This is a genomic window from Streptomyces sp. NPDC001410, assembly GCF_042895235.1.
Lineage (GTDB): Bacteria > Actinomycetota > Actinomycetes > Streptomycetales > Streptomycetaceae > Streptomyces.
This window is the reverse complement of sequence record NZ_JBIAWE010000006.1, coordinates 448,458-475,094: the sequence shown is the minus strand read 5'-3', so window position 1 is coordinate 475,094 and position 26,637 is coordinate 448,458. Positions and strand designations below refer to the sequence as shown.

Annotated in this window: 25 protein-coding genes; 11 read left to right on the top strand and 14 right to left on the bottom strand. The window is 71.5% G+C overall.

Annotated features, from left to right (window positions below):
• Nucleotides 1-46: 46 nt before the first annotated feature.
• The gene (locus tag ACFY3C_RS16095) at nt 47-2,584 is read right to left on the bottom strand and encodes an FHA domain-containing protein (RefSeq protein ID WP_386573893.1); all 2,538 of its coding nucleotides are present in this window, start codon (nt 2,582-2,584) and stop codon (nt 47-49) included.
• Between the two features lie 241 nt (nt 2,585-2,825).
• Between ACFY3C_RS16095 and ACFY3C_RS16090 the strand changes: the two genes are divergently transcribed.
• Together ACFY3C_RS16090 and serB are read left to right on the top strand one after the other, a co-directional pair.
• On the top strand, nt 2,826-4,586 hold the full coding sequence (locus ACFY3C_RS16090; RefSeq protein ID WP_390771133.1) for a streptophobe family protein: 1,761 nt from the start codon (nt 2,826-2,828) through the stop codon (nt 4,584-4,586).
• Nucleotides 4,587-4,937: 351 nt separating this feature from the next.
• On the top strand, nt 4,938-6,146 hold the full coding sequence (gene serB / locus ACFY3C_RS16085; protein ID WP_390771132.1) for a phosphoserine phosphatase SerB: 1,209 nt from the start codon (nt 4,938-4,940) through the stop codon (nt 6,144-6,146).
• A gap of 81 nt (nt 6,147-6,227) precedes the next feature.
• Here the strand turns inward: serB and ACFY3C_RS16080 are convergent, their stop codons facing one another.
• The 4 genes from ACFY3C_RS16080 to ACFY3C_RS16065 all read right to left on the bottom strand — a co-directional run bounded on the left by ACFY3C_RS16080 (nt 6,228) and on the right by ACFY3C_RS16065 (nt 8,695).
• A complete protein-coding gene (locus ACFY3C_RS16080; RefSeq protein ID WP_386573896.1) occupies nt 6,228-6,746 on the bottom strand; it encodes a SixA phosphatase family protein in 519 nt (172 codons plus the stop codon).
• Between the two features lie 77 nt (nt 6,747-6,823).
• Nucleotides 6,824-7,030, bottom strand: coding sequence for a hypothetical protein (locus ACFY3C_RS16075; protein ID WP_390771131.1), 207 nt, complete (start codon nt 7,028-7,030; stop codon nt 6,824-6,826).
• A 182-nt stretch (nt 7,031-7,212) separates the two neighbouring features.
• Nucleotides 7,213-7,329 carry an SGM_5486 family transporter-associated protein gene (locus tag ACFY3C_RS16070; RefSeq protein WP_386573898.1) on the bottom strand — a complete coding sequence of 39 codons (117 nt, stop codon included), beginning with the start codon at nt 7,327-7,329 and terminating at the stop codon, nt 7,213-7,215.
• A 46-nt stretch (nt 7,330-7,375) separates the two neighbouring features.
• Nucleotides 7,376-8,695, bottom strand: coding sequence for a CynX/NimT family MFS transporter (locus ACFY3C_RS16065; protein ID WP_390771130.1), 1,320 nt, complete (start codon nt 8,693-8,695; stop codon nt 7,376-7,378).
• 70 nt (nt 8,696-8,765) lie between these two features.
• On the opposite strand from ACFY3C_RS16065, the gene ACFY3C_RS16060 reads away from it, so the two are divergent.
• Complete coding sequence (locus ACFY3C_RS16060; RefSeq protein WP_386573901.1) at nt 8,766-9,458, top strand: FadR/GntR family transcriptional regulator; 693 nt, start codon at nt 8,766-8,768, stop codon at nt 9,456-9,458.
• Here ACFY3C_RS16060 and ACFY3C_RS16055 read toward each other — a convergent pair.
• The 3 genes from ACFY3C_RS16055 to fabG form a co-directional block, all read right to left on the bottom strand.
• Nucleotides 9,436-9,786, bottom strand: a complete 351-nt coding sequence (locus ACFY3C_RS16055; RefSeq protein ID WP_386573902.1) for a hypothetical protein — start codon at nt 9,784-9,786, stop codon at nt 9,436-9,438. The genes ACFY3C_RS16060 and ACFY3C_RS16055 overlap by 23 nt on opposite strands.
• Before the next feature lie 159 nt (nt 9,787-9,945).
• Nucleotides 9,946-10,713: an enoyl-ACP reductase FabI gene (fabI, locus tag ACFY3C_RS16050; RefSeq protein ID WP_386573903.1), complete on the bottom strand. Its 768-nt coding sequence runs from the start codon at nt 10,711-10,713 to the stop codon at nt 9,946-9,948.
• Nucleotides 10,714-10,718: 5 nt separating this feature from the next.
• Nucleotides 10,719-11,438: a 3-oxoacyl-[acyl-carrier-protein] reductase gene (gene fabG / locus ACFY3C_RS16045; RefSeq protein WP_386573904.1), complete on the bottom strand. Its 720-nt coding sequence runs from the start codon at nt 11,436-11,438 to the stop codon at nt 10,719-10,721.
• 248 nt (nt 11,439-11,686) lie between these two features.
• Here fabG and ACFY3C_RS16040 point away from each other — a divergent pair, with 248 nt between their 5' ends.
• Genes ACFY3C_RS16040 through tyrS form a run of 3 tightly spaced genes read left to right on the top strand, consistent with a single transcriptional unit; the run spans nt 11,687 to nt 15,926 of the window.
• Nucleotides 11,687-13,210 (top strand): TldD/PmbA family protein, encoded by a 1,524-nt coding sequence (locus tag ACFY3C_RS16040; protein WP_386573905.1) that lies wholly within the window; start codon nt 11,687-11,689, stop codon nt 13,208-13,210.
• Complete coding sequence (locus ACFY3C_RS16035; protein WP_390771129.1) at nt 13,207-14,601, top strand: metallopeptidase TldD-related protein; 1,395 nt, start codon at nt 13,207-13,209, stop codon at nt 14,599-14,601. The genes ACFY3C_RS16040 and ACFY3C_RS16035 overlap by 4 nt, the downstream gene beginning before the upstream one ends.
• 56 nt (nt 14,602-14,657) lie before the next feature.
• On the top strand, nt 14,658-15,926 hold the full coding sequence (gene tyrS, locus ACFY3C_RS16030) for a tyrosine--tRNA ligase (protein ID WP_386573907.1): 1,269 nt from the start codon (nt 14,658-14,660) through the stop codon (nt 15,924-15,926).
• A gap of 54 nt (nt 15,927-15,980) precedes the next feature.
• Here the strand turns inward: tyrS and ACFY3C_RS16025 are convergent, their stop codons facing one another.
• On the bottom strand, nt 15,981-16,262 hold the full coding sequence (locus ACFY3C_RS16025) for a GlsB/YeaQ/YmgE family stress response membrane protein (protein ID WP_386573908.1): 282 nt from the start codon (nt 16,260-16,262) through the stop codon (nt 15,981-15,983).
• 201 nt (nt 16,263-16,463) lie between these two features.
• On the opposite strand from ACFY3C_RS16025, the gene ACFY3C_RS16020 reads away from it, so the two are divergent.
• A complete protein-coding gene (locus ACFY3C_RS16020; RefSeq protein WP_386573909.1) occupies nt 16,464-16,820 on the top strand; it encodes a DUF3099 domain-containing protein in 357 nt (118 codons plus the stop codon).
• A 227-nt stretch (nt 16,821-17,047) separates the two neighbouring features.
• A complete protein-coding gene (locus tag ACFY3C_RS16015) occupies nt 17,048-17,266 on the top strand; it encodes a hypothetical protein (RefSeq protein WP_386573910.1) in 219 nt (72 codons plus the stop codon).
• Here ACFY3C_RS16015 and moaA read toward each other — a convergent pair.
• The 3 genes from moaA to ACFY3C_RS16000 all read right to left on the bottom strand — a co-directional run bounded on the left by moaA (nt 17,263) and on the right by ACFY3C_RS16000 (nt 20,386).
• The gene (gene moaA, locus ACFY3C_RS16010) at nt 17,263-18,252 is read right to left on the bottom strand and encodes a GTP 3',8-cyclase MoaA (RefSeq protein ID WP_390771128.1); all 990 of its coding nucleotides are present in this window, start codon (nt 18,250-18,252) and stop codon (nt 17,263-17,265) included. The genes ACFY3C_RS16015 and moaA overlap by 4 nt on opposite strands.
• Nucleotides 18,253-18,407: 155 nt before the next feature.
• The gene (locus ACFY3C_RS16005) at nt 18,408-20,033 is read right to left on the bottom strand and encodes a cation acetate symporter (protein ID WP_386573912.1); all 1,626 of its coding nucleotides are present in this window, start codon (nt 20,031-20,033) and stop codon (nt 18,408-18,410) included.
• Nucleotides 20,030-20,386 (bottom strand): DUF485 domain-containing protein, encoded by a 357-nt coding sequence (locus ACFY3C_RS16000; protein WP_386573913.1) that lies wholly within the window; start codon nt 20,384-20,386, stop codon nt 20,030-20,032. Before ACFY3C_RS16000 ends, ACFY3C_RS16005 begins: the two co-directional genes overlap by 4 nt.
• Before the next feature lie 285 nt (nt 20,387-20,671).
• On the opposite strand from ACFY3C_RS16000, the gene ACFY3C_RS15995 reads away from it, so the two are divergent.
• From ACFY3C_RS15995 to ACFY3C_RS15985, 3 genes are all read left to right on the top strand, one after another.
• Nucleotides 20,672-22,198, top strand: a complete 1,527-nt coding sequence (locus tag ACFY3C_RS15995) for a S8 family serine peptidase (protein ID WP_390771127.1) — start codon at nt 20,672-20,674, stop codon at nt 22,196-22,198.
• Between the two features lie 54 nt (nt 22,199-22,252).
• Complete coding sequence (locus ACFY3C_RS15990) at nt 22,253-23,632, top strand: CoA transferase (RefSeq protein ID WP_390771126.1); 1,380 nt, start codon at nt 22,253-22,255, stop codon at nt 23,630-23,632.
• Between the two features lie 100 nt (nt 23,633-23,732).
• Entirely contained in the window at nt 23,733-24,743 is a 1,011-nt protein-coding gene (locus ACFY3C_RS15985; RefSeq protein ID WP_390771125.1) for a CopD family protein, read from the top strand.
• Between the two features lie 19 nt (nt 24,744-24,762).
• On the opposite strand, the gene ACFY3C_RS15980 is transcribed toward ACFY3C_RS15985, so the two are convergent.
• Both ACFY3C_RS15980 and ACFY3C_RS15975 read right to left on the bottom strand, forming a co-directional pair.
• Nucleotides 24,763-25,812 carry a zinc-dependent alcohol dehydrogenase family protein gene (locus ACFY3C_RS15980; RefSeq protein WP_386573917.1) on the bottom strand — a complete coding sequence of 350 codons (1,050 nt, stop codon included), beginning with the start codon at nt 25,810-25,812 and terminating at the stop codon, nt 24,763-24,765.
• A gap of 114 nt (nt 25,813-25,926) precedes the next feature.
• Nucleotides 25,927-26,637 (bottom strand): VIT family protein, encoded by a 711-nt coding sequence (locus ACFY3C_RS15975; protein WP_386573918.1) that lies wholly within the window; start codon nt 26,635-26,637, stop codon nt 25,927-25,929.

The following is a 26,637-nucleotide window of genomic DNA, read 5'->3' as shown; positions in this document are numbered from 1 at the left end:
GCGGCACCCCTCGGGGGGTGCCGCCCTTCACGTCGTCACGGCGCGGTTACTTCCGCATGACCTCCGGCTCGTGCCGACGCAGGAAGCGGGCGACGAAGAAGCCGCAGACCACACCGAGAACGATCAGCGCGAACATGTCCAGGCCCCAGGCCGAGGCTTCGTGGTTCCACAGCGGGTCCGTGCTGCTCGGGTCGTCGGTGTTCGGCGCGATGTTGTTGAAGTCCAGCGTGGCGCCCGCGGCGGCCACCGCCCAGCGCGACGGCATCAGGTACGAGAACTCGTTGACGCCGAGGGTGCCGTGCAGGGTGAAGAGGCAGCCGGTGAAGACGACCTGGATGATCGCGAACATCACCAGCAGCGGCATGGTCTTCTCGGCGGTCTTCACCAGCGAGGAGATCACCAGGCCGAACATCATCGAGGTGAAGCCGAGCGCCATGATCGGCAGGCACAGCTCGAACAGCGTCGAGTTGCCGAGGACGAGCCCCTCGTCCGGGATCTCGCGGCTGGAGAAGCCGATCAGGCCGACCATCAGGCCCTGGAGCACGGTGACCGCGCCCAGGACGACCACCTTCGACATCAGGTAGGCCGACCGGGACAGGCCGGTCGCGCGCTCCCGCTCGTAGATGACCCGTTCCTTGATCAGCTCACGCACCGAGTTGGCCGCACCGGCGAAGCACGCGCCGACCGCGAGGATCAGCAGCACCGTGGTGGCCGTGCCGTTCGGGACGTGCGCGCCGGTGCGCGGGTTGACCGCCTCGTTGACCAGCAGACCCCGGTTGTGGTCGATCAGCAGGCTGACCGCGCCGAGCACCGCCGGCAGGATCACCGTCAGCGCCAGGAATCCCTTGTCGGAGGCGATGACCGCCACGTACCGCCGGATCAGGGTCATCAGCTGCGAACCCCAGCCCTGCGGCTTGGGCGGCTTCATCGCCTGCGGCGGAGGCATGTGTACGGACTGCGGGGCTACGGCGTCGATGTCCGCGGCGTACATCTGGTAGTGCTGCGAGCCCTTCCAGCGGCCCGCCCAGTCGTAGTCGCGGTAGTTCTCGAAGGCGGAGAAGACGTCGGCCCAGGTGTCGTAGCCGAAGAAGTTCAGCGCCTCCTCCGGCGGACCGAAGTAGGCGACCGCGCCGCCCGGCGCCATCACCAGCAGCTTGTCGCAGATCGCCAGCTCGGCCACCGAGTGGGTGACCACGAGGACCGTACGGCCGTCGTCGGCCAGGCCCCGCAGCAGCTGCATGACGTCACGGTCCATGCCCGGGTCCAGGCCCGAGGTCGGCTCGTCCAGGAAGATCAGCGACGGCTTGGTGAGCAGCTCCAGGGCCACCGAGACACGCTTGCGCTGGCCGCCGGAGAGGGACGTGACCTTCTTGTCCTTGTGGATGTCGAGCTTCAGCTCGCGCAGCACCTCGTCGATGCGGGCGTCGCGCTCCTGGGCCGTGGTGTCGGCGGGGAAGCGCAGCTTGGCCGCGTACTTGAGGGCCTTCTTGACGGTCAGCTCCTTGTGCAGGATGTCGTCCTGCGGGACCAGACCGATGCGCTGGCGCAGCTCGGCGAACTGCTTGTAGAGGTTGCGGTTGTCGTACAGCACCTCGCCCTGGTTGGCGGGCCGGTAGCCGGTGAGCGCCTTGAGCAGGGTCGACTTGCCGGAACCGGACGGGCCGATGACCGCGATCAGCGACTTCTCCGGGACACCGAAGGAGACGTCCTTCAGGATCTGCTTGCCGCCGTCGACCGTGACGGTCAGGTGGCGTGCGGAGAAGGAGACCTCACCGGTGTCGACGAACTCCTCGAGACGGTCGCCGACGATGCGGAAGGTGGAGTGGCCGACGCCGACGATGTCGTTCGGGCCGAGCTGTACCGTGCCGCCCTTGGGGATCGGCTGGCCGTTGACGTAAGTGCCGTTGTGCGAGCCCAGGTCGCGGATCTCGAAGCGGCCGCCGGGCACCGAGTGGAACTCGGCGTGGTGCCGGGAGACCTGGAGGTCGGAGACGACCAGCTCGTTCTCCAGGGCACGGCCGATACGCATCACGTTGCCGATGGCGAACTGGTGGAACGTCGTGGGGCTGCGGTCGCCGTAGACCGGCGGCGCCCCCGCGCCTCCACCGGGCACCTTCTGCGCGTACTGCTCGGCTGGAGCGCCGCCCTGCTGCTGCGGGATCGGCGCGGCCTGCTGCGGCTGCTGCCAACCGGCCTGCGGGGCCTGCTGCTGCGGAGCCTGCTGTGCCCAGCCGGCCCCCGCTCCCTGGGCGGCGTACGGCGCGGCCTGCTGCTGAGGCTGAGCCGCCGCGGCGGCGCCGGACAGGTTCAGGCGCGGTCCGTCGGTCGCGTTGCCGAGGTGCACCGCCGAGCCCGGGCCGATCTCCGTCTGGCCGATCCGCTGGCCCTGCACGAAGGTGCCGTTGGTGCTGCCGTGGTCCTCGATGACCCAACTGCGGCCGTTGAAGCTGACCGTGGCGTGACGCCAGGAGACCCTGGCGTCGTCGAAGACGATGTCACCCTGCGGATCGCGTCCGAGGGTGTAAGACCTGGACGAATCGAGCGTCCAGGTCTGTCCGTTAGTTTCCAGTACGAGTTCCGGCACTCCATGCCCCACTGAGTTGTCCCCCGAATTACCCCCATCACAGGGAGTCTAGGGATGTCGAACATCGTGGGGAACTATTCCAGGCGGGGCCCCGTGACCGAAAGTCGGGCCTTGTGGAGGGCGCCCGTACGCGCTTCAACTCGCCCCGTTGACGGGGTTGAAACCGGGCCGGAGAGTGGTAATCCCCCGCGAGGGGGACAAGCGCGGCTCCGGTGCCGCGCCGCGGATCGGGGGGTCTGCCATGAGTGCTGCCACGGGCGTCGAGACCGCACGGCACGGCACCTCGCTGCCGTGGACGGACATCCTGCTGTCCGCGATCGCCGCAGTCAGCTGGGCGTTGATAGGGATGGCGGGCACGGCCGCGCTCGGTCTGCATCTGCTGCAGGCGGACGCGGCGGGCTCACTGGGCCCCATGACGGCGGCTGTTGTGGCGCTCGGGGCTGGTGGTTCGGTCTCGCCGTCGGGCGATGTGTCCGCTTTCGGGCTGAAGGGTGCCGAGGCCCACACGGCCGTCGAGATCACGCCACTGGGGGTGAGCCTGGTCGGCGCCCTGCTGCTGTCGTGGTTCTTCCTACGGTCCCTGCGCACGGCCGGAGTTGTGATCGCGCCGTCCGAACTTCTGGCGCGCGCAGGCGCGGTGGTCGCCCTCTTCGTGGCCACGCTGGGCGGGCTGGCGTGGGCCGGGCACGACGTCATCACGATCGACGGCGGCTCGCTCGGCCTGGACAAGCTGCCCGGCGGGGGCGGCAAGGGGGGCGGCCTGCACATCCCCGGTCTGGGGGACGTCGGCGGGCTGCTGCCGGACCGGATCGGCGATCTGATCCATGCGAAGGCCGCGGTCGGTTTCACCGTGGACACCGCGCCCACCCTCCTCGGCGGCCTCTGCTGGTCCGCCGGAATCCTGCTGATCGCCCTGCTCGCCTCCCGGCGCACTCCCCTGCCGCCCGGCTGGGACGCCGTGCACCGGGTCGTGCGGCCGGCCGTGTCGGCGCTCGTCACCGTGCTGCTGACGGCCGTGGCCGCCGGGCTCGCGGCGGCGGCGTACGCGGCGATCGGGGACGACCATCCGCGCCGGATCGCGGGCGCGGCCCTGCTGGGCGCCCCGAACGGGGTGTGGCTGGGCGTCCCGATCGGCCTGTTCGTCCCGTGGGACGGCAAGGCCACCGGCGCACTGGGCACCGTGCTGCCCCACCCTCTCGACCAGCTCCTGAGCGCGCACTCCGACCGGCCCGTCACGGTGGGCCGGCTGGCCGAGCTGGACGGGCGGGTGTGGCTGCTCGTGGTCGCGACGGCGCTGATGATGCTGCTGGCCGGGGTGCTGACGGCGGTACGGACGCCGCTGCCGGGACCGGTCGGTGCGGCGGGGTTCGCCGGCCGCTGCGCCCTGCGGCTCGGGATCGCGACCGCGCTCGCGCTGCCCTTCCTCGCCTGGCTGGCCGATGTCTCGGTGGACGCCTCGCTGTCCGTGCTGGGCTTCGACGCCTTCGGCGCGGGCATCGAGCTGCACGGCCACCTGGGCATGGCGCTGCTCCTGGGCGCCCTGTGGGGTGCGGGGGCCGGGGCGGCGGGAGCGCTGCTGGCCCGGGTGGCGGGAGCTGCGGGGGCTCGGGCGGTGGGGCCGGGGCGGGGTGCGGTGCCGGGTGGGGTGCGGGGCGCGGATCCGGGGTACGGCGATGCGTCCGGGCGCGCCGGCTACGGCCGTGGCGGCGCGGCGGGACCGTACGCGCCGGGCAGGCCGTACCGGCCCCCGAACCCGGACACGAACCCCTATCTCCAGGTGCCGGAGCGGTTCCGGGCGGAGCCCGAGGATGTGCGGCCGCCGTCGAGCGGGGACGACGTGTACGGCGCCCCCACCGTGGCCCGGCCCCTCGGCCCGCTTCCCCCCGCGCCCCGGGGCCGTCCCGGCGCGCGCCCGCGTGATCGCGCGCCGGACCTTCCGGACGAGGGGCCACCGCCCCCTCCACCACTACCGCCGCCTGCGCCCGGCAGGCCCAGGAGGTGAACCCCCGGCAGCCGCGTGCAGCGCACGCCCCAGTGCCGCCCGTCGCGAGCATCGCGCGCCAGATCCTCCGGACGAGCGGCCACCACCCTCCACCACTACCGCCGTCTCCGCCCGGCAGGCCCAGGAGGTGAACCCGCGACGGCCACGTGCAGCGGACGCCCTGGTGCTGCCCGTCGCGAGCGCGGGCGTGTCACAGTCGTGGTAGAGCCCGAGCCGAACGGCGTCGGCTCGACGGGCGCGCCGTCGTCCGGCGGCAAGATCCTCTACATCGGCCCGACACCCATTGTTCTGTGTCCGTCAGGCGGACCTCACGGGCGGAAGGCACTGGGTGCCGGATACGGTGGTGACACCATGAGCGCTTCGCAGACCTCCGAGGTCCCCACTCTCCTCGTCAAGATCTTCGGCAAGGACAGGCCGGGCATCACGGCCGGCCTCTTCGACACCCTTGCCGCCTACCTCGTCGACGTGGTCGACATCGAGCAGGTCGTCACCCGGGGCCGCCTGGTGCTGTGCGTGCTGGTCACCCAGCCTCCGGCCGGCCTGGAGGGCGACCTGAGGGCCACCGTGCACAGCTGGGCCGAGTCGATGAAGATGCAGGCGGAGATCATCTCGGGGCACGGCGACAACCGTCCCCGTGGTCACGGGCGCTCCCTGGTGACGGTCCTCGGTCACCCCCTCACCGCCGAGTCGACGGCCGCCGTCGCCGCCCGGATCGCCAAGACCGGCGGCAACATCGACCGAATCTTCCGGCTCGCCAAGTACCCGGTGACCGCGGTGGAGTTCGCCGTCTCCGGTGTGGAGACCGAGCCGCTGCGCACAGCCCTGGCGTCCGACGCGGCGGCACTGGGTGTCGACATCGCCGTCGTCTCCGCGGGCCTGCACCGGCGTGCCCAGCGGCTGGTGGTCATGGACGTGGACTCCACCCTCATCCAGGACGAGGTCATCGAGCTGTTCGCCGCGCACGCCGGCTGCGAGGACCAGGTCGCCGAGGTGACGGCCGCCGCGATGCGCGGGGAGCTGGACTTCGAGCAGTCGCTGCACGCGCGCGTCGCCCTGCTGAAGGGGCTGGACGCCTCGGTGGTGGAGAAGGTGCGCAACGAGGTACGGCTGACGCCGGGCGCACGCACGCTCATCCGCACCCTGAAGCGCCTCGGCTACCAAGTGGGTGTCGTCTCCGGTGGGTTCACCCAGGTCACGGACGACCTGAAGGAGCGGCTGGGGCTGGACTTCGCGCAGGCCAACACGCTGGAGATCGTCGACGGGAAGCTGACCGGACGGGTCACCGGCGAGATCGTGGACCGCGCGGGCAAGGCGCGGCTGCTGCGCCGGTTCGCCGCGGAGGCCGGGGTGCCGCTGGCGCAGACGGTGGCGATCGGTGACGGTGCCAACGACCTGGACATGCTGAACGCGGCCGGTCTCGGGGTCGCCTTCAACGCCAAGCCGGTGGTCCGCGAGGCCGCCCACACGGCGGTGAACTTCCCCTTCCTCGACACGGTCCTCTATCTGCTGGGCGTCACCCGCGAAGAGGTCGAGGCGGCCGACACGCACGACGAGGACTGAGCCGCCCCGGACGGAGCGCGCACCGGATGTGAGGAGGGCCCGGCACCGCCACGGTGCCGGGCCCTCCTGCCGTGGGTGCCGTCACTCGGAGGGTGCCCAGTAGTCCGTCAGCGTGGCCACGGCCGGCTCCAGGCTCTTCCAGGCGCCGTCGTAGGAGAGCAGCGCGAAGCCCGCGGCGGGGAAGCCACGGTGGTTCATCCGCTCGCGGGCGTCACCCTCGCAGTCGCCCGCGAGGATGTCGGCCAGGCCGTGCACGCCCGGGTTGTGCCCGATCAGGATCACGTTCTGCACATCGTCCGGGATCTCGTTGAGCACGGCGATCAGCTCGCCCGGCGAGGCCTCGTAGACCCGCTCCTCATAGTGGGTTTTCGGCCGGTGCGCGAGTTCGTGGACCGCGAGCTTCCAGGTCTCGCGGGTCCGGACCGCGGTGGAGCACAGGGCCAGGTCGAAGGTGATACCGGTGTCGGCCAGCCTGCGCCCGGCGACTGCGGCGTCCATGCGGCCCCGCTCGGCGAGCGGGCGGTCGTGGTCGGACACCTGGGGCCAGTCGGCTTTCGCATGCCGGAAGAGGGCGATCCTGCGGGGTTCTGCGACGCTCATGGGGCCAGCTTCGCATGAAACAGGCCATGTGGCGCAGGGAGTTGACATGCGGATTCACCGCGCACGGAGGCTCCGCGTCAGCGCGCGAGGAGCTGCTGCACACGCGCGAAGAGCTGCGTGATCGCCGGATCACCGGTCGCCGCGTGGGCGTCCGACGGGTTCAGTATGAGCGTCAGCAGCGCGACGAAGGCGAGCGCGGGCAGGGCGAGCGCCCACCAGGGCAGCCGGATGTCGACGCTGCCCGTGGTGGCCGGGTGGGGCCGGGTGTGCGTGCGGGCCGGCATGGTCGCCTCCGTGGGTCCTCGAGTGGTCCTGGCCGCCTGATGCGGTCACATCTCGAAGCTACGGAGTCCGGGGCCCTCAACCCATCCGGTGACCCACCCACTTGACCCTGACACTGGCCCCCTAGGGGATGGTGGGGCCAGCCCCACCATCGGGGCGCGTCGCGGGTCGGGTGGGGGCCGGATCAGGGTGAGGCGAGCGTCGCGATGACGGCGATGATCGCGAAGATGGCGAAGAACGCGCCGAAGACGATCAGCATCTTCTTCTGGCCGTTCGGCGGGTTCGGGTCGAGCACTGGCATGCCGCCAGTCTCGCACCCCGCGTGCCTGCCCCGTGCGCCGGGGTCGTCAGCGCGCCGCCGCCTCGTCCTCCACGATGCGGTCACGGCCCGCCAGGAAGCCCACCGCCATCTGGGGCAGCATCAGTCCCGCCATGAGGGCGATCGGCACCCCCCAGCCGCCGCTCTGCTGGTAGAGCACACCGACCAGCAGCGGTCCGGGGATGGAGATCAGGTATCCGGTGCTCTGGGCGAACGCGGACAGCTGGACCACGCCCGGGCCGGTCCTGGCCCGCATGCCGACCATCGTCAGCGCCAGCGGGAAGGCGCAGTTGGAGATGCCGAGCAGCACGGCCCAGGCCCAGGCGCCGGCGGCCGGCGCGAAGTACAGGCCGGCGTATCCGGCGAGGCCGCAGACGCCCAGGAGCAGCACGATCGGCCCCTGATGGGGCAGCCGGGTGGCGACCCGCGGGATCACGAAGGCCAGGGGCACGCCCATCACCATGGTGACGGCGAGGAGCAGGCCCGCCGTGCCCGCGGGGACGCCGGAGTCGCGGAAGATCTGGGCCATCCAGCCCATCGTGATGTACGCGGCGGTGGCCTGGAGCCCGAAGAAGACGGCGAGCGCCCAGGCGGTACGGCTGCGGGTGATGCGCAGCGGGGGCTGCCGGTCCTGCGCCGCGCGCACCGGCGCGTGGGCGCGGTCGGGGGCGGTCTCGGTGCCCCGCTCCCGCACCAGCGGCAGCCAGGGCAGGACCGCGGCGGCCGCGAGCGCCGCCCACACGGCGAGTCCGGACTGCCAGCTGCCGCCCAGGGCGTCGGTCAGGGGCACGGTCACCGCGGCGGCGACGGAGGTGCCGAGGGCGAGGGCCATGGAGTACAGGCCGGTCATGGAGCCGACCCGGTCGGGGAACCAGCGCTTGACGATGGCCGGCATCAGCACGTTGCTGACGGCGATGCCCATGAGGGTGAGCGCGCTGGCGGCCAGGAAGCCGGCCGTGCCGCCGGCGTAGGGCCGTATCAGCAGGCCCGCGGTGATGGCGGTCATGCCCGCGCACACCACCGCGGCCGGTCCGAAGCGGCGGGCCAGCCGGGGTGCGGTGACGCCGAAGACGGCGAAGCAGAGCGGGGGCACGGAGGTGAGCAGCCCGGCCACGCTGCCGCTCATGCCGAGGCCGTCGCGGACCTCCTCCAGGAGCGCGCCGAGGCTGGTGATGGCCGGCCGGAGGTTCAGCGCGGACAGCACGATGCCGACGACGACCAGCCGTGTCGCCCACGCGCGCGTGGGGGGCGTGCGACGGGTGTCCGCGGCAGGGGTCTGCGCGATCGGGTTCTGCGCGGTCGGGTTCTGCGCGGTCCGGGTTTCCTCACTAGCCATGCCGCCCATCATAGAATCATGGGATGATTGGTCGTCCATCCCCGGGAGGCAGTTGCCCGGGCCTCGCGTGCGAAGGTGTGCCATGCCCCTGAGCCACCCGCGTCGTTCGGCGCTGTCCGAGCAGGTCATCGCCGAGCTGCGCAATCAGATCGCCTCCGGCGAGTGGCCGGTCGGCTCGCGCATCCCGACCGAGCCGGAGCTGGTCGAGCAGCTCGGCGTCGCCCGCAACACCGTCCGCGAGGCCGTCCGCGCGCTCGCGCACAACGGCCTGCTGGACATCCGCCAGGGCTCGGGCACGTACGTCGCGGCGACCAGCGAGCTGGCCGGCGTGATGCACCGCCGGTTCGCGGACGCCGACCCCCGGCACATCGCCGAGCTGCGCTCCACGCTTGAGTCGGCGGCGGCCAAGCTGGCGGCCGAGCGGCGCACCGAGAAGGACCTCAAGCAGCTGGACGCGCTCCTGGCCCGGCGCGAGGAGGCCTGGGAGACCGGCGAGGCCGAGGCGTTCGTGACCGCCGACGCCACCTTCCACCTGGCCGTGGTGGCCGCCTCCCACAACGACGTCATGACGGCGATGTACGCCGACCTGGGAGAGGTGCTGCGGGACTGGCTGCGCGCGGACGTCGGCGCCGAGCTGACGCCCGAGACGTACATGGACCACACCCGGCTGGTGGACGCGATCCGCACGGGCGACGCGGAGGCCGCCGCCGCGGAGGCGGCGAGCTATCCGTTCCTGTGCCGTCCGGGCAGGTTCAGCGCGCCTTCTGGTGGCTGATCCACACCGAGCGGACTTCCTTCCAGCACCGGCCGGTCAGCCGTACGGTCATGGCGGCCGCGGTGTCCACCGGGGCGCTGTCGGTGTCGATGTCCCACCAGCGGGCGCATTCGATGTGCAGCCGCACCCGGTCGGTGTCGACGTAGGGGTTGTGGCAGTACGCGACCACGTGCGAGCCGGTGACGGTCGTACGGCACGCGGCGCCGAACAGGCTCGGCGCGGGCGGCTCGCCGTGGCCCGCGCGCGCGTGGGGCAGCGCGTCGTACGGCAGGCAGAGCACGAGGGCTACGGCCACGGTCAGCGGGGCCAGACTGCGGGACAGGCGCACAAGGGGACCTCCTCGGCCGGGCTGCGGAGGATGCGCGGGGTGAACCCGTAATCCAGAGTGCGCCGTTGGCCCCGGGCCCCGCCCGGCCGGGTAGGCCGAACGAGTGACGCCCCGTTCCCCGCGGACCGCGGGAAACGGGGCGTCGACGTCAGGCGAGGGTCACGCGCCGATGGCGTGCAGACCGCCGTCCACGTGGATGATCTCGCCGGTGGTCTTCGGGAACCAGTCGCTCAGCAGCGCGACGACACCCTTGCCGGCCGGCTCCGGGTCCTTGAGGTCCCACTCCAGCGGGGAGCGGCTGTCCCACACGGAGGCCAGCTCGCTGAAGCCCGGGATGGACTTGGCGGCCATGGAGCCGATCGGGCCCGCCGAGACGAGGTTGCAGCGGATGTTCTGCTTGCCGAGGTCGCGCGCCATGTAGCGGCTGGTCGCCTCCAGGGCGGCCTTGGCCGGGCCCATCCAGTCGTACTGCGGCCAGGCGAAGGAGGCGTCGAAGGTGAGGCCGACGACCGAGCCCCCGTTCTGCATCAGCGGCAGGCAGGCCATGGTCAGCGACTTCAGGGAGAACGCCGAGACGTGCATGGCGGTGGAGACCGACTCGAACGGCGTGTTGAGGAAGTTGCCGCCGAGCGCGTCCTGCGGGGCGAAGCCGATGGAGTGGACGATGCCGTCGAGGCCGCCCAGCTCCTCGCCGACCACGTCGGCCAGGCGGGCGAGGTGCTCGTCGTTGGTGACGTCCAGCTCGATGACCTTGGTCGGCTTCGGCAGCTTCTTGGCGATGCGCTCGGTCAGTGTGGGCCGCGGGAAAGCGGTCAGGATGATCTCGGCGCCCTGCTCCTGGGCGAGCTTGGCGACGTGGAAGGCGATGGAGGATTCCATCAGCACACCCGTGATCAGGATGCGCTTGCCCTCGAGGATTCCGCTCATGGTGATCAGTGACCCATTCCCAGTCCGCCGTCAACGGGGATGACGGCTCCAGTGATGTACGAAGCGTCGTCCGAGGCGAGGAACCGCACCGTCGCGGCGATCTCCTCCGGCTGCGCGTAACGGCCGAGCGGCACCTGCGACACGATGCTCTCGCGCTGCTGCTCGGTGAGCGCCTTGGTCATGTCGGTGTCGACGAAGCCGGGCGCGACGACGTTGAAGGTGATGTTGCGCGAGCCCAGCTCACGGGCGAGGGAACGCGCGAAGCCGACCATGGCGGCCTTGGAGGCGGCGTAGTTCGCCTGCCCCGCCTGACCGAGCAGACCGACCACGGAGGAGATCAGTATGACGCGGCCCTTCTTGGCGCGCAGCATGCCGCGGTTGGCGCGCTTGACGACGCGGAAGGTGCCCGTGAGGTTGGTGTCGATGACCGAGGTGAAGTCCTCCTCGGACATGCGCATCAGGAGCTGGTCCTTGGTGACGCCGGCGTTGGCGACGAGGACGTCGACCGGACCGTGCTGCTCCTCGATCTCCTTGTAGGCCTGCTCCACCTGCTCGGCGTCCGTGATGTCGCACTTGACGGCGAGGCAGCCCAATTCCGTCAGGGCGGCCGGCGGCTCACCCGAGCGGTACGTGATCGCTACCTTGTCGCCGGCGTCGGCGAAAGCGCGGGCGATGGCGAGGCCGATGCCCCGGTTGCCTCCGGTGACGAGAACCGAGCGGCTCAACGGATCACCCTTTCGTTTGCGGTCTGATGCGGTCGGACAGCCCGCCCGAACAGCTGGAGGGCAGGCGGCTTCATCGAAAACCTATCGGTAGCGCCGCTTCCGTGGGCAAGCGGGCACCGACAGTGGCGCGACTGCGACGCTGTCGGGTCCCTACAGAATGGCCCCGCCTTGGACCGAAACATGTGGTCCGCCGGGCCGCTCCCGCGACATGATCGGAACCGACAGGCCACGACAGCAGGGAGACCTCCGTGCCTCATTCCATCGACGAAGCCTTCACGGCGCTTCCGCTAAGGGCTCTGGCCGACGCCGCGCTGGCACGCGCGCGTGCGCTGGGGGCCGAGCATGCGGACTTCCGGTTCGAGCGGGTGCGCAGCGCGTCCTGGCGGCTCAGGGACGCCAAGCCCGCGGGATCGTCGGACACCACCGACCTCGGGTACGCGGTCCGGGTCGTGCACGGCGGTACGTGGGGCTTCGCGTCCGGCGTCGACCTGACCCTGGACGCGGCCGCCAAGGTCGCCTCACAGGCGGTGGCGATGGCGAAGCTCTCCGCGCAGGTGATCAAGGCCGCCGGGTCGGACGAGCGGGTGGAGCTGGCCGCCGAGCCGGTCCATGCCGAGAAGACGTGGATCTCCTCGTACGAGATCGACCCCTTCTCCGTGCCCGACGAGGAGAAGGCCGCGCTGCTGACGGAGTGGAGCAGCCGGCTGCTGGCGGCCCGCGGCGTGAACCACGTGGACGCCTCGCTGCTCACCGTGCACGAGAACAAGTTCTACGCCGATACGGCCGGAACCGTGACGACCCAGCAGCGCGTGCGACTGCACCCGCAGCTGACCGCCGTGTCGGTCGACGAGTCGAGCGGCGAGTTCGACTCGATGCGGACGATCGCGCCGCCCGTCGGGCGCGGCTGGGAGTACCTGACCGGGACCGGCTGGGACTGGGACGCCGAGCTTGAGCAGATCCCCGAGCTGCTCGCCGAGAAGATGCGGGCGCCGAGCGTGGAGGCGGGCCTGTACGACCTGGTGGTCGACCCGTCCAACCTGTGGCTGACCATCCACGAGTCCATCGGGCACGCCACCGAGCTGGACCGCGCGCTCGGCTACGAGGCCGCCTACGCCGGCACCTCCTTCGCCACCTTCGACCAGCTCGGCAAGCTGAGGTACGGCTCCGAGCTGATGAACGTCACCGGTGACCGCACCGCCGAGCACGGCCTCGCGACCGTCGGGTACGACGACGAGGGCGTCGAGGGGCAGTCCTGGGACCTGGTGAAGGACGGCACGCTCGTCGGCTACCAGCTGGACCGCAGAATCGCGAAGCTGACCGGTTTCGAGCGGTCCAACGGCTGTGCGTTCGCCGACTCCCCCGGGCATGTGCCGGTGCAGCGCATGGCCAACGTGTCCCTGCAGCCGGATCCCGCCGGGCTGTCCACCGAGGACCTGATCGGCGGCGTCGACCGGGGCATCTACGTCGTCGGCGACCGGTCCTGGTCGATCGACATGCAGCGGTACAACTTCCAGTTCACCGGGCAGCGCTTCTTCAGGATCGAGAACGGGCGGATCACCGGGCAGCTGAAGGACGTCGCCTACCAGGCCACGACCACCGACTTCTGGGGGTCCATGGCGGCTGTGGGCGGCCCGCAGACCTACGTCCTGGGCGGTGCCTTCAACTGCGGCAAGGCCCAGCCGGGTCAGGTCGCCGCCGTGTCCCACGGGTGCCCCTCCGCCCTCTTCAAGGGCGTCAACATTCTGAACACCACGCAGGAGGCCGGTCGATGAGCGCCCGTACCAACAAGCCGCACGAGGTCGTCGAGCAGGCCCTCGCGCTGTCCCGGGCCGACGGCTGCGTCGTCATCGCCGACGAGGAGTCGAGCGCCAACCTGCGCTGGGCCGGCAACGCGCTGACCACCAACGGTGTGACCCGCGGCCGTACCCTCACGGTGATCGCGACCGTGGACGGCAAGGAGGGCACCGCCTCCGGTGTGGTGTCGCGGTCGGCGGTGACCGCCGAGGAGCTGGAGCCGCTGGTGCGGGCCGCCGAGGCGGCGGCGCGCGGGGCCGGGCCCGCCGAGGACGCCCAGCCGCTGATCGGTGGTGTCCAGGAGTCCCCGGACTTCACGGACGCGCCCGCCGAGACCTCCTCGGCCGTCTTCGCGGAGTTCGCACCAGCGCTCGGCGAGGCCTTCGCACGCGCGCGGGCCGACGGCCGCGAGCTGTACGGCTTCGCCAACCACGAGATGGTGTCGACGTATGTGGGCACGTCCACCGGGCTGCGGCTGCGGCACGACCAGCCGAACGGCACGCTGGAGCTGAACGCCAAGTCCCCGGACCGGGCCCGCTCGGCGTGGGCGGGCCGCTCCACGCGGGACTTCAAGGACGTCGACCTGGGCGCCCTGGACGCCGAGCTGGCCGTACGCCTCGGCTGGGCCGAGCGGCGGGTGGAGCTGCCCGCGGGCCGGTACGAGACGCTGCTGCCGCCGACCGCGGTCGCGGACCTGCTGATCTACCAGCTGTGGTCGGCCTCGGGCCGAGACGCGGCCGAGGGTCGGACGGTGTTCTCCAAGCCGGGCGGCGGCACCCGTGTCGACGAGAAGCTGAGCGAGCTGCCGCTGAGCCTGCGCAGCGACCCGAACGAGCCGGGCCTGGAGTGCGCGCCCTTCGTGGTCGCCCACTCCTCCGGCGGCGACCAGTCCGTGTTCGACAACGGGCTGCCGGTGCACCCCACCGAGTGGATCGGCGAGGGCGTGCTCAAGCACCTGATCACCACCCGGCACAGCGCGGGCCTGACCGGGCTGCCGGTTGCCCCGGCGATCGGGAACCTGATCCTGGACGGCGGGCAGGACCGCTCCCTGGAGGAGATGGTCGCGGCCACCGAGCGCGGCTTGCTGCTGACCTGCCTGTGGTACATCCGCGAGGTCGACCCGGCGACGCTGCTGCTCACCGGCCTGACCCGGGACGGCGTCTACCTCGTGGAGAACGGCGAGGTGACCGGGCAGGTGAACAACTTCCGGTTCAACGAGTCGCCGGTGGACCTGCTCGGCCGCGCCACGGAGGCAGGGCGTACGGAGAAGACGCTGCCGCGCGAGTGGGGCGACTACTTCACCCGGGCCGCGATGCCCACCCTGCGGATCCCCGATTTCAATATGAGCTCTGTCAGTCAGGGCGTATAACCTCGTAGTCGGCTGTCACCCGACTGCCCCTGGATCACCGAGGAGACACGAGAACCGTGACGGACATCGTCGACGAGCTGAAGTGGCGTGGGCTGTTCGCCCTGTCCACCGACGAGGACGCTTTGCGCAAGGCGCTCGCGGACGGTCCCGTCACGTTCTATTGCGGTTTCGACCCGACGGCGCCGTCGCTGCACGTGGGGCATCTGGTGCAGGTGCTCACCGTGCGCCGGCTCCAGCAGGCCGGGCACCGGCCGCTGGCGCTGGTCGGCGGCGCGACGGGCCTGATCGGTGACCCGCGCCCCACGGCGGAGCGCACGCTGAACGACCCGGAGACGGTGGCCGGCTGGGTGGGCAAGCTGCGCGCCCAGATCGAGCCGTTCCTGTCCTTCGAGGGCGAGAACGCCGCGGTCATGGTGAACAACCTCGACTGGACGGAGAACCTCTCCGCGATCGAGTTCCTGCGGGACATCGGCAAGCACTTCCGCGTCAACAAGATGCTGACGAAGGACTCCGTGGCCCGCCGTCTGGGGTCCGACCAGGGCATCAGCTACACCGAGTTCAGCTACCAGATCCTGCAGGGCATGGACTTCCTGCAGCTGTACCGGCGGTACGGCTGCACGCTCCAGCAGGGCGGCAGCGACCAGTGGGGCAACCTCACGGCCGGTCTCGACCTGATCCACCGGCTGGAGCCGGACGCCGAGGCGCACGCGCTGGCCACCCCGCTGATGACCAAGGCGGACGGCACCAAGTTCGGCAAGACCGAGGGCGGCGCCGTCTGGCTCGACCCGGAGATGACGACGCCGTACGCGTTCTACCAGTTCTGGCTGAACGTGGACGACCGTGACATCTCGAAGTACATGCGGATCCTGTCCTTCAAGTCCCGCGAGGAGCTGGAGGAGCTGGAGCAGCAGACCGAGGAGCGTCCGCAGGCCCGTGCCGCGCAGCGCGCGCTCGCCGAGGAGCTGACGACGCTGGTGCACGGCGCCGACCAGACGGCCGCCGTGATCGCCGCGTCCAAGGCCCTGTTCGGCCAGGGCGAGCTGGCGGAGCTGGACGAGCGGACGCTGGCGGCGGCGCTGTCCGAGGTGCCGCACGTCCAGGTCGCCGAGCTGGGCCAGGTGGTCGACCTGTTCGCCGAGGTCGGCCTGGTGGCCAGTAAGTCCGCCGGGCGGCGAACCGTGAAGGAGGGCGGGGCCTACGTGAACAACGCGAAGGTCACCGCGGAGGATGCCGTGGCCGCCAAGGAGGACCTGCTGCACGGGCGGTGGCTGGTGCTGCGGCGGGGCAAGAAGAACCTGGCCGCGGTAGAGGTCACCGGCGCCTAGGACAGACCGAAGGGCGGCCCCTCGAAGCGGGGCCGCCCTTCGCTGTGTCCGCCGTCAGACGGCCTGCTGCTTCTTCTTGCCCAGCGTCGCCATGTAGAGCCGGTCCACGGCGAAGACGATGATGATCGCGGCGATGAGCTGGAAGGCGTGCCGGCTCCAGTCGATGCCGCGGGTCTCCGCCACGCCGAGCGCGGCGGCGATCGCGTTGCCGGCGACGGCGCCGAGGATGCCGCCGATGGTGGTCAGCCAGAGGGGGCTGTGCTGCTTGCCCGGGATGATCGCCTTCGCGATGAGGCCCAGTACGAATCCCACGATGATCGCCCACAACCAGCCCATGGCTGCCTCCTCGTACGGCTCGACGTGAGCACTACGGTCAGTCTGGGTCCGTGCGCCGTACGGCGCACGTCGGGTTCACCCCTCGGTGGCAGGGCCGAGGACGTTCGCGCAGGCAGGGAGGGGACCCGGTCTCGTCGGCCGTGCGGCCGCGGCGTAACGTGGAGGTGTCCTGGTCGGTCTGCGGGCGGATGGTGGAGTGTGATGCGCAAGCAGCACGGTGGCGGCGTCCAGGTGTTCCGGATCACCGGCGCCCGGACGGGGCTGGCCGAGGACGTGCGGGGCCGGCAGCGGCGGTACGTCATCTCGATGACGATCCGCACCCTCTCCGTGATCCTCGCGGCCTCGCTGTGGAACGTCGAACGGTACGTCGCCGTCGTGGCGCTGGTGCTCGGTGCGCTCCTCCCCTATGTCGCCGTGGTGATCGCGAACGCGGGCCGGGAGCGGCCGCCCAATCTTCCGTCGACCTTCATCACCGCACCGACGCGGCCGATGATCGCGCCGCCACGCGCGGAGGAGGAGACGGCACGGGCGGAGTCCGAGCGGCCCGAAGGGGCGTGACCACGGCGGACGCGGCGGCCACTGCCGGCGGCTCCGTGTCAAGCTCAAGAAAAGCTCAGATCAATCGTGCAGTTCCAGTGCCGGGCGACGGGTGACCCGTGACATACTGCGTACGCGCTCCGCATCCCCCGTCGGAGCGACGGACCGACGCCGGGCAGCTCCCCCCGTGGCTGCTCGGCGTCGCCTTGTTTACGGGGGCTCTGTGATACGGAACCAGTGACGAACCTGTGAGTGACGAGACCCCCATCTGCTCCGCCAAGGGCTGCCGTGCCGATGCCGTGTGGGTGCTGGCGTGGAACAACCCGAAGATTCACACGCCGGAGCGGCGCAAGACGTGGCTCGCCTGCGAGGAACACCGCGAGCATCTTTCGCAGTTCCTCGGGGTCCGGGGGTTCCTCAAGGACGTGGTGAAGTTCGAGGACTGGGAAGCCCCCGAAGAGTCCTAACCGCCGATGGCGGACATCGGTCGGTCCGGCTGGACGAAGGTCGGGTCGTCCAGGCCCGCTCCCGCCTTCTTTCCCCACATCGCCAGGCGCCAGATGCGGGCGATCTCCTCGTCGGGGGCGCCGGAGCGCAGGGCCGCGCGGAGGTCGGTCTCCTCCGTGGCGAACAGGCAGGTGCGTATCTGGCCGTCGGCGGTGAGGCGGGTGCGGTCGCAGGCCGCGCAGAACGGCCGGGTGACCGAGGCGATCACGCCGACCCGCTGCGGGCCGCCGTTCACCAGCCAGCGCTCGGCCGGTGCCGCGCCGCGCTCGTCCGCGTCCTCGGGGGTGAGGTCGAAGCGGGTGCGCAGGGAGGCCAGGATGTCCCCGGCGGTGACCATGCTCTCGCGCTTCCAGCCGTGCTGGGCGTCGAGCGGCATCTGCTCGATGAAGCGCAGCTCGTACTCGTGCTCCAGCGCCCAGGCCAGCAGGTCCGGGGCCTCGTCCTCGTTCAGGCTCGGCATCAGGACCGTGTTGACCTTGACCGGGGTGAGGCCGGCGGCGCGGGCGGCTTCGAGGCCCTCGATGACGTCCTTGTGGCGGTCGCGGCGGGTGAGGACCTTGAAGATGTCGGGGCGCAGGGTGTCCAGGGAGACGTTGACCCGGTCCAGGCCGGCCGCCTTCAGGGCGACAGCGGTGCGCTTGAGGCCGATGCCGTTCGTCGTGAGGGACATCTGGGGGCGGGGGGCGAGGTCCGCGACACGCTCGACGATGCCCACAAGGCCGGGGCGCAGCAGGGGCTCGCCGCCGGTGAAGCGGACCTCCTCGATGCCTAGCAGGCGGACGGCGATGTCGATGAGGCGGACGATCTCGTCGTCCGTGAGCAGGTCGGGCTTGGCGAGCCACTGCAGGCCTTCCTCGGGCATGCAGTAGGTGCAGCGCAGATTGCACCGGTCGGTCAGCGAGACCCTCAGGTCGGTGGCCACTCGGCCGTAGGTGTCGATGAGCACGTGGGGCCCCTCCCTCGATCCGCAGCACTCATTTTCCGTCACCTGCGAGCCTACGTGAGACGACTGACATCGACAGCAGCCTGATCTTACGAGGTACGACGCGGCCGCGTCGTAGGACCGTACAGTCCCGGACGACGCGGCCCTCCGTACGAAGCTCAGTGCGCTCCGGTCCCGGTCAGGGACCGCACCTCCAGCTCCGCGTACTTGCCGGCGTCCGGGACCTCCTTCGACAGCAGGGTGCCCACGGCGCCCAGCAGGAAGCCGACGGGGATCGAGATGATGCCGGGGTTCTCCAGCGGGAACCAGTGGAAGTCCACGTCGGGGAACATCGAGGTCGGCTTGCCGGACACCACCGGCGAGAACAGCACCAGGCCGACCGCGGTGACCAGGCCGCCGTAGATCGACCAGAGGGCGCCCGAGGTGGTGAACCGCTTCCAGAACAGGCTGTAGAGGATGGTCGGCAGGTTTGCGGAGGCGGCGACCGCGAAGGCGAGGGCGACCAGGCCGGCGACGTTCAGGTCGCGGGAGAGGGCTCCCAGGACGATCGAGACGGCACCGATGCCGACGGTCGCGTAGCGGGCCGCGTTGATCTCCTGCTTCTCGGTGGCCTGCCCCTTCTTGATGACGTTGGCGTAGATGTCGTGCGCGAAGGACGAGGACGAGGCCAGGGTCAGGCCGGCGACGACCGCGAGGATCGTGGCGAAGGCGACCGCTGAGATGCTGGCGAGCAGGATCGCTCCCCAGTTGGAGTTCACTCCCCCGAGGTGCAGCGCGAGCAGGGGGGCTGCGGTGTTGCCCGCCTTGTTGGAGGCGATGATCTCGTCCGGTTTGATCAGCGCGGCCGCACCGAAGCCGAGGGCGAGGGTCATCAGGTAGAAGGCGCCGATCAGGCCGATCGCCCAGATCACGGACTTGCGGGCGGCCTTGGCCGTCGGGACCGTGTAGAAGCGGATCAGGATGTGCGGCAGGCCGGCGGTGCCGAGGACCAGGGCGATGCCGAGCGAGATGAAGTCCAGCTTGGTGGTGCCGGTGGCCCCGTACTTCAGGCCGGGCTCCAGGAAGGCGGAGCCCTTCGCGCTGTTGTCGGCGGCCTTGCCGAGCAGGTCCGAGACGTTGAAGTGGAACTTCAGCAGCACCAGGAAGGTGAGCAGCAGGGCGCCCGCGATCAGCAGCACCGCCTTGACCATCTGGACCCAGGTGGTGCCCTTCATGCCGCCGACGGTGACGTACACGATCATCAGGACGCCGACCAGGGCGACGATGCCGATCTTGCCGCCGTCGCTGGTGATGCCCAGGAGCAGCGAGACCAGGACGCCGGCGCCGGCCATCTGGGCCAGCAGGTAGAAGATCGAGACGACGATCGTCGAGGTGCCCGCGGCGGTACGGACGGGCCGCTGGCGCAGCCGGTAGGCCAGTACGTCGCCCATCGTGTAGCGGCCGGAGTTGCGCAGTGGTTCGGCGACCAGGAGCAGGGCGACGAGCCAGGCGACGAGGAAGCCGATGGAGTAGAGGAAGCCGTCGTAGCCGAAGAGGGCGATGGCGCCGGCGATGCCGAGGAAGGACGCGGCGGACATGTAGTCGCCGGAGACGGCGAGGCCGTTCTGGAAGCCGGTGAACTGGCGGCCGCCGGCGTAGAAGTCGGCGGCGTCCTTGGTCTGCCGGCCGGCCCAGACCGTGATGACGAGGGTCGCGGCAACGAACACCGCGAACAGGGTGATGATCAGCGGGCGGTGCTCGCTCGCCTCGCCGGCGGCCAGCAGGGTGTGCTGTGCGGGGCTCATGCGCCGCCCTCCATCCGGGACTTGATGGCCTCGGCCCTGGGGTCGAGCTTGGCCGCGGCGTGCCGCGCGTACCACCAGGCGATGAGGAACGTGGTGAGGAACTGGGCGAGGCCCAGGACGAGGGCCACGTTGACGTTGCCGGCCACCTTGGTGCCCATGAAGTCGCCCGCGTAGTTGGAGAGCAGGACGTACAGCAGGTACCAGGCGATGAAGGCGATGGTCAGGGGGAAGGCGAAGGAGCGGTGGGAGCGGCGCAGTTCACCGAACTCCGCGCTCTGCTGCACCTCGGCGAACTCCTCGGTGGAGGGAAGGTGGGCTTGGGATTTCGCAGGGGGCGGTGTCTCGGTAGCCACGGAGTCTCCTCGCGTCACGGACATGCGCTTTCTGACCTCACAGGGACGTGGATCACGTTACAGGGAGTCACTGACTGACTCCCTTGAGTGATCCTGGCGGGGGGCACGATCCTGCTGGGCCCTCCGTCCACGGTCACGGCGCCACGCGCGGAGCGGTTCAAGTCCTCCTGACCCTTTCGGAGATCAGCCCCGGGAGATAGCTTCGCCCTGCACCACCCGTCATGTACCTGCCCGAGCACCACCTGTGTCTCGGGCGGTTTTGTATCCGGATGATGTGGAGATCCCATGGCTCATCTGCGCTCCAGACGCCGGCTCGCGCTCGCCGTGCCGGTCGTTCTGTCGCTGACCGCCTCGCTCGGCTTCCTGCCGACGGCGGCCTCGGCGGCGACCCCCGCGGCCACGGCGGCGCGGGCGGCGGACGGCCCCAACCTCGCCTACGTGGTCAACACCGGCACGGACCGCCACACGATCGAGTCCGTCCAGCAGGCCATCACCCGCAACGGTGGCACCGTCGTGGAGAGTTACGACCGGATCGGCGTGATCGTCGCCCACTCCGCGAACCCCGACTTCGGCCCGCAGATGCGCGCCGTGCGCGGAGTGCAGTCGGCGGGTGCCACGCGGACCGCTCCGCTGACCGCCGCGGGCACGACGGACGAGGGCGCGGCGCAGGTCCTGTCGAAGGCGGAGGCCGCGAAGCTCGCCGAGGATGCGGCGGCCGGTCAGGAGCCCCTTGAGGCCGACCAGTGGGATCTGCGGGCGATAGGCGCCGACAAGGCCGCGACGATCAACCCGGGCAGCAGGAACGTGACCGTCGGCGTGATCGACACCGGCGTCGACGACACCCACCCGGACATCGCCCCGAACTTCTCCGCGTCCCAGTCGGCGAACTGCGTGAGCGGCAAGGCGGACACGACGTACGGCTCCTGGCGGCCGGTGGACGCCGACCACTACCACGGCACGCATGTGGCGGGCGAGATAGCCGCGGCCCGCAACGGCATAGGCGTGGCGGGTGTGGCGCCCGGGGTGAAGGTCGCGAGCATCACCGTGGCCCAGCCGGACGCGAACTCGCTATTCTACCCCGAAAGCGTGGTCTGCGCCTTCGTGTTCGCCGCGGACCACGGCATCGAGATCACCAACAACAGCTACTACGTTGACCCATGGCTGTACAACTGCATGGACGACCCCGATCAACGTGCCATCGTTGACGCGGTCAACAGGGCCCAGCTGTACGCACAGCGCAAGGGCACGCTCAATGTGGCGTCGGCCGGCAACTCCAACCACGACCTCGACGCGGACGCGATCGTGGACACCTCCAGCCCCGACGACTCCACCGCCACGAACCGGACGATCGATCCGCACGAGTGCTTCGACGTGCCGACCCAGCTGCCCGGTGTGGTCACCGTGAGCGCGGTGGGCGTCAAGGGCACCAAGTCGTACTACTCCAGCTACGGCCAGGGCGTCGTCGACGTGGCGGGGCCGGGCGGCGACAAGTACCAGATCCCGGACACGCCGTCGAAGAACGGCCGCATCCTGTCCACGCTGCCGAACAACGAGTACGGCTTCCTCCAGGGCACGTCGATGGCCTCCCCGCATGTGGCCGCCGTGGCCGCGCTGCTGAAGTCGGCTCACCCGCACGCCACCCCCGCCCAACTGCAGGCCCTGCTGAAGGCCCAGGCGGACAACCCCGGCTGCCCGAGCGACCCGTACGACGGGAACGGCGACGGCGTCGTGGACGCGACCTGCGTCGGCGGCAAGCGCGTCAACGGCTTCTACGGCTTCGGTGTCGTCAACGCGCTGCGCGCGGTCCAGTAGGGACCTCCACCCTCCCTCCATGTATTGATTCAGTCAATACTGCATAGTGCAGTCATGACTGACATCAAGTACGCATGGTCCGTCGTGGGCGGCGGTCCCGGCCCTGCCGAGCGGGTCACCACCGTGGTGCGGGAGGGCGCGCTTGCGGCGCGCCTCCCCGTACGGCGGCTGGCGCGCGCGTGCGTCGGCGCGTGTGCGCTGGCCGCCGCCGAGCTGGGGGCGCGGCGGGCGGGGCTCGCCGAGGTGCCGGAGGTCCGGGTGGACGACGGTGCGGTCGCCGCCGCCTTCCACAGTGAGCGGCTGCTGCAGGTCGACGGGCGGGCGCCGGTCGTCTTCGCGCCGCTGTCGCGGTTCTGGCGGACGGCCGACGGCTGGGTGCGCACCCACGCCAACTACCCGCACCACCGGGCCCGGTTGCTCGGCGCGCTCGGCCTGCCGGCCGACGCCTCGGTGGAGGACGTGGCCGCCCGGCTCACCGAACTTCCCGCGCTGGAGGTGGAGGAGACGGTGTGCGGCGCCGGCGGTCTCGCCGTGGCGCTGCGTACCCCGAAACAGTGGGCGGCGCACGAGCAGGCCGCCGAGGTGGCCGCCCGGCCCCTGGTCGAGCGGGAGCGGCTGGAGCCGGTGCACGCGCGCGTGCTCCCCGCGCTCGATGCGGCCACCGCTCCCCTGCTGCCCGCAGCAGGGCTCCGCGTCCTCGACCTGACCCGGGTGCTCGCCGGGCCGGTCGCCACCCGGACGCTGGCCCTGCTCGGCGCGGACGTGCTGCGCGTGGACGCCCCGCACCTGCCCGAACTCACCGACCAGCACGCCGACACGGGCTTCGGGAAGCGGTCGGCGACGCTCGACCTCACCGCCGACCGGAACACCTTCGAGGAGCTGCTGGCCTCGGCGGACGTCGTGGTCACCGGGTACCGGCCGGGCGCCCTGGACCGGTTCGGGCTCTCCCCGCGGGCGCTCGCCGAGCGGCGTCCCGGACTGGTCGTGGCGCAGGTGTCGGCATGGGGCGCGTACGGGCCCTGGGGCGGGCGGCGCGGCTTCGACAGCCTGGTGCAGGTCGCGACCGGCATCGCGGCGACCGAGGGGTCGGCCGGGCAGCCCGGCGCGCTGCCCGCGCAGGCCCTGGACCACGGCACCGGCTATCTGCTGGCGGCCGCCGTACTGCGGGCGGTGACCGAGCAGTCGTACGACGGAGGCAGCCGGCTCGTCCGGCTGGCACTCGCCCGGACCGCACGCTGGCTGACGGACGAAATCCGGCCCGACCGGGCCACGAACGGCTTCACGTACGAGGGACCGGACGCCTGGCTGGCCGAGACGGACAGCCCGCTCGGCCGGCTGCGGCACGCCCTGCCCCCGGTGTCCTTCACGGGCGGCCCCGCCGACTGGGCACGGCCTCCGGTGCCGTGGGGTTCGGACCCGGCCGCATGGAGGTGAGTGCGCGGGCGGCCGGAAACGTACCTATGGGTGGAATGCCGTAGCCCCAGTTGTTTTCCGGGACTTGCCCGGTTCTGTGACGGCTGGCGAAGATCACGGGGTGACCTTGATACGACCGGGTGCCGACGCCGCCGACGCGAACGGACCGGCGCGCCGGTCCGGCACCGGACGGGCCGTCGCCGTCCTGGTCCTGGCGGCCTTGGCCGCCCTGGTCCCGCTGTTGGGCCCGTCCGCCGCGTTGCACGGCACCGGGGAGGCCGCCGCTCCCGGCGTGGGCGGCATCGCGCTGCTGCGCGGGGTGCTGTTCGCCGCCCTGTGCGTCCCGCTGGGCGAGCTGCTCGTGCTGCGGCTCGCCCGGCGCCTGCCCGATGCCCCGGCCGAACGGCCGTGCAGCTGGTCCCGGTTGGCGACGGGCGCGGGGTTCCTGGCCGCGCTGGCCCTCGCCTCGGTCGTCTCCACCGGCAATCTGGTCCCGCACAGTCTCGGCCAGATCGACGTCGGCGGCCTGTACGACTCCCGCGACGGCAGGCTGGCGCTGCTGGAGGTCAACGCCTTCCTGCTGGCGGCACTGTGCGCGCGATCGCGCCGCCCGGCGGCCCAGGTGTGGCCGCTGGCCGCGGTGGTGGTCGCGGAGGCGCTGCGCGCCCACCCCACGACCGAGCACGGTCCGCTGGTCGGCTCGGGTCTGACGCTGGTGCATCTGGCCTGCGCGACGCTGTGGGCGGGCGGCTTGCCGCACGCGCTGCGGACGGTCAGGCTGTGGCGGGGCGACGCGGCCGGGGCCGCGCTGCTGGGGCGCTACGCGCGCGTGGCCGCCGCTTTGCTGGCGGCCCTCACGGCGACGGGCGTGTGCAGTTCGCTGCGGCGCATGCCGGCGGCCACGATCCTGGACCAGCTGACGACGACGGCGTACGGACGCACCCTGCTGGCCAAGGTGATCCTGGTCGCCGTCGTCGCCGTGCTCGCCCTGTGGGCGCGGATCCGGCTGAGCCGGGCGGCCGACCCGCTGACCGCCCAGGTGCCCGCGCGGGCCGAGGTGGTCGCCCTGGGCGCGGTGGTCGTGGTCTCGGGCCTGCTCACGGCGCTGCCGCTACCGATCCGCTGGTCCTAGGGCGACAGGCCCTGGCGGGTCACAGGTCGTTGGTGACGAGCACCTTGAGGGCGGTGCGCTCGTCCATCGCCTTGTAGCCGTCCGGCACGCCCTCGATGCCGACGGTCATGTCGAAGACCGGCGAGGGGTCGATCGTGCCGTCGAGGACGTCGGGCAGCAGGTCGGGGATGTAGGCGCGGACCGGCGCGACACCGCCGCGCAGGGCGATGTTCCGGTCGAACATGACGCCGAGGTCCAGGCCGGTGCCGCTGCCGTGCGGGACACCCACGAAGCCGATCGCGCCGCCGTCGCGGGTGATGTTCACGGCCGTCCGCATGGACTGCTCGGTGCCGACGGCCTCGACGACGGCATGCGCGCCCTGGCCACGGGTGAGGGCGCGGACGGCCTCGACGGCCTCGTCGCCACGCTCGGCGACGACGTCGGTGGCGCCGAAGCGGCGCGCGATGTCGGTGCGGACCTCGTGCCGGCCCAGCGCGATGATCCGCTCGGCGCCCAGCCGCTTGGCGGCCAGCACCGCGCACAGGCCCACCGCGCCGTCGCCGACCACGGCGACCGTGGCGCCCGGGCGGGCGCCCGCGCCGAGGGCGGAGTGGTGACCGGTGCCGAGGACGTCGGAGAGGGTCAGCAGGGCGGACAGCAGGTGGTCGTCGGAGGCCGCCTCCTTGGGCAGCTGGACGAGGGTGCCGTCGGCGAACGGCACGCGCACCGCCTCGCCCTGGCCGCCGTCGTAGCCGACGGAGCCCCAGAATCCGCCGTGCTCGCAGGAGGTCGTCAGGCCCTCGCGGCAGTAGTCGCAGACGCCGTCGGACCACATGAAGGGCGCGACCACCAGGTCACCGCGCCGGACGGTGCTCACCTCGGAGCCGGTCTCCTCGACGACGCCGAGGAACTCGTGCCCGATGCGCTGTCCCGGCTGCCGGGCCGCCTCGCCCCGGTACGCCCACAGGTCGCTGCCGCAGATGCACGCGCGCAGCACCCGCACCACGGCGTCGGTGGGCAGCTGCACCACGGGCTCGGGGACGTTCTCCACGCGCATGTCGTACGGGGCGTGGATGGTGGTGGCGCGCATGGCGAGGGTCCTTCTCGTGCGGGTTTCGTGCAGGGCGCTCAGGGGGTGGTCGAGCGCACTTCACGGTACGCCGTGGCCGCGGGGGGCCGGGTGACCAGGGTGCGGGCGGGTCCGCTACACGCCCGCCGCGCCCAGCAGTGTCCCCGCCCCGTACGTCACCGCCATGGCGAGCGCCCCGCCCGCCACGTTCCGCAGCACCGCGCGCCTCGGGTCGGCCGCCCCCAGCCGGGCGCTGCTCCACCCGGTGAGGACGAGCGCGGCCAGCACGCAGACCACGGTGACCGGGAGCCGCCAGGCGGCGGGCGGCAGGACGATCGCGAGGAGCGGCAGCAGAGCGCCCACGGTGAAGGCCAGGAAGCTCGCCCAGGCCGCGTGCCAGGGGTTGGTCAGCTGGTCCGGGTCGATGCCCAGTTCCACGCGCGCGTGTGCCCTCAGCGCGTCCCGTGCGGTGAGCTGCTCGGCGGCTTCGCGGGCCACCTCCTGGGACAGCCCGCGCTCCTGGAGGAGCCCGGTCAGCTCCTCCAGCTCCAGCTCGGGCTGTTCGCTCAGCTCCCGCCGCTCCAGGGCCAGCGCGGCCTTCTCCGAGTCGCGCTGCGTCGACACCGACACGTACTCGCCCGCCGCCATCGACATGGACCCGGCGAGCAGGCCGGCCAGGCCTGCGGTGAGCAGGGCGGCGCGGGAGTCCGTGGCACCGGCCACGCCGACGACGAGTCCGGCGGTGGACACGATGCCGTCGTTCGCGCCGAGGACGGCCGCCCGCAGCCAGTTCAGGCGGGTGCCGAGCGCACCGTCGTGCGCCTCGTCATGGGTTGGTTCCGTCAC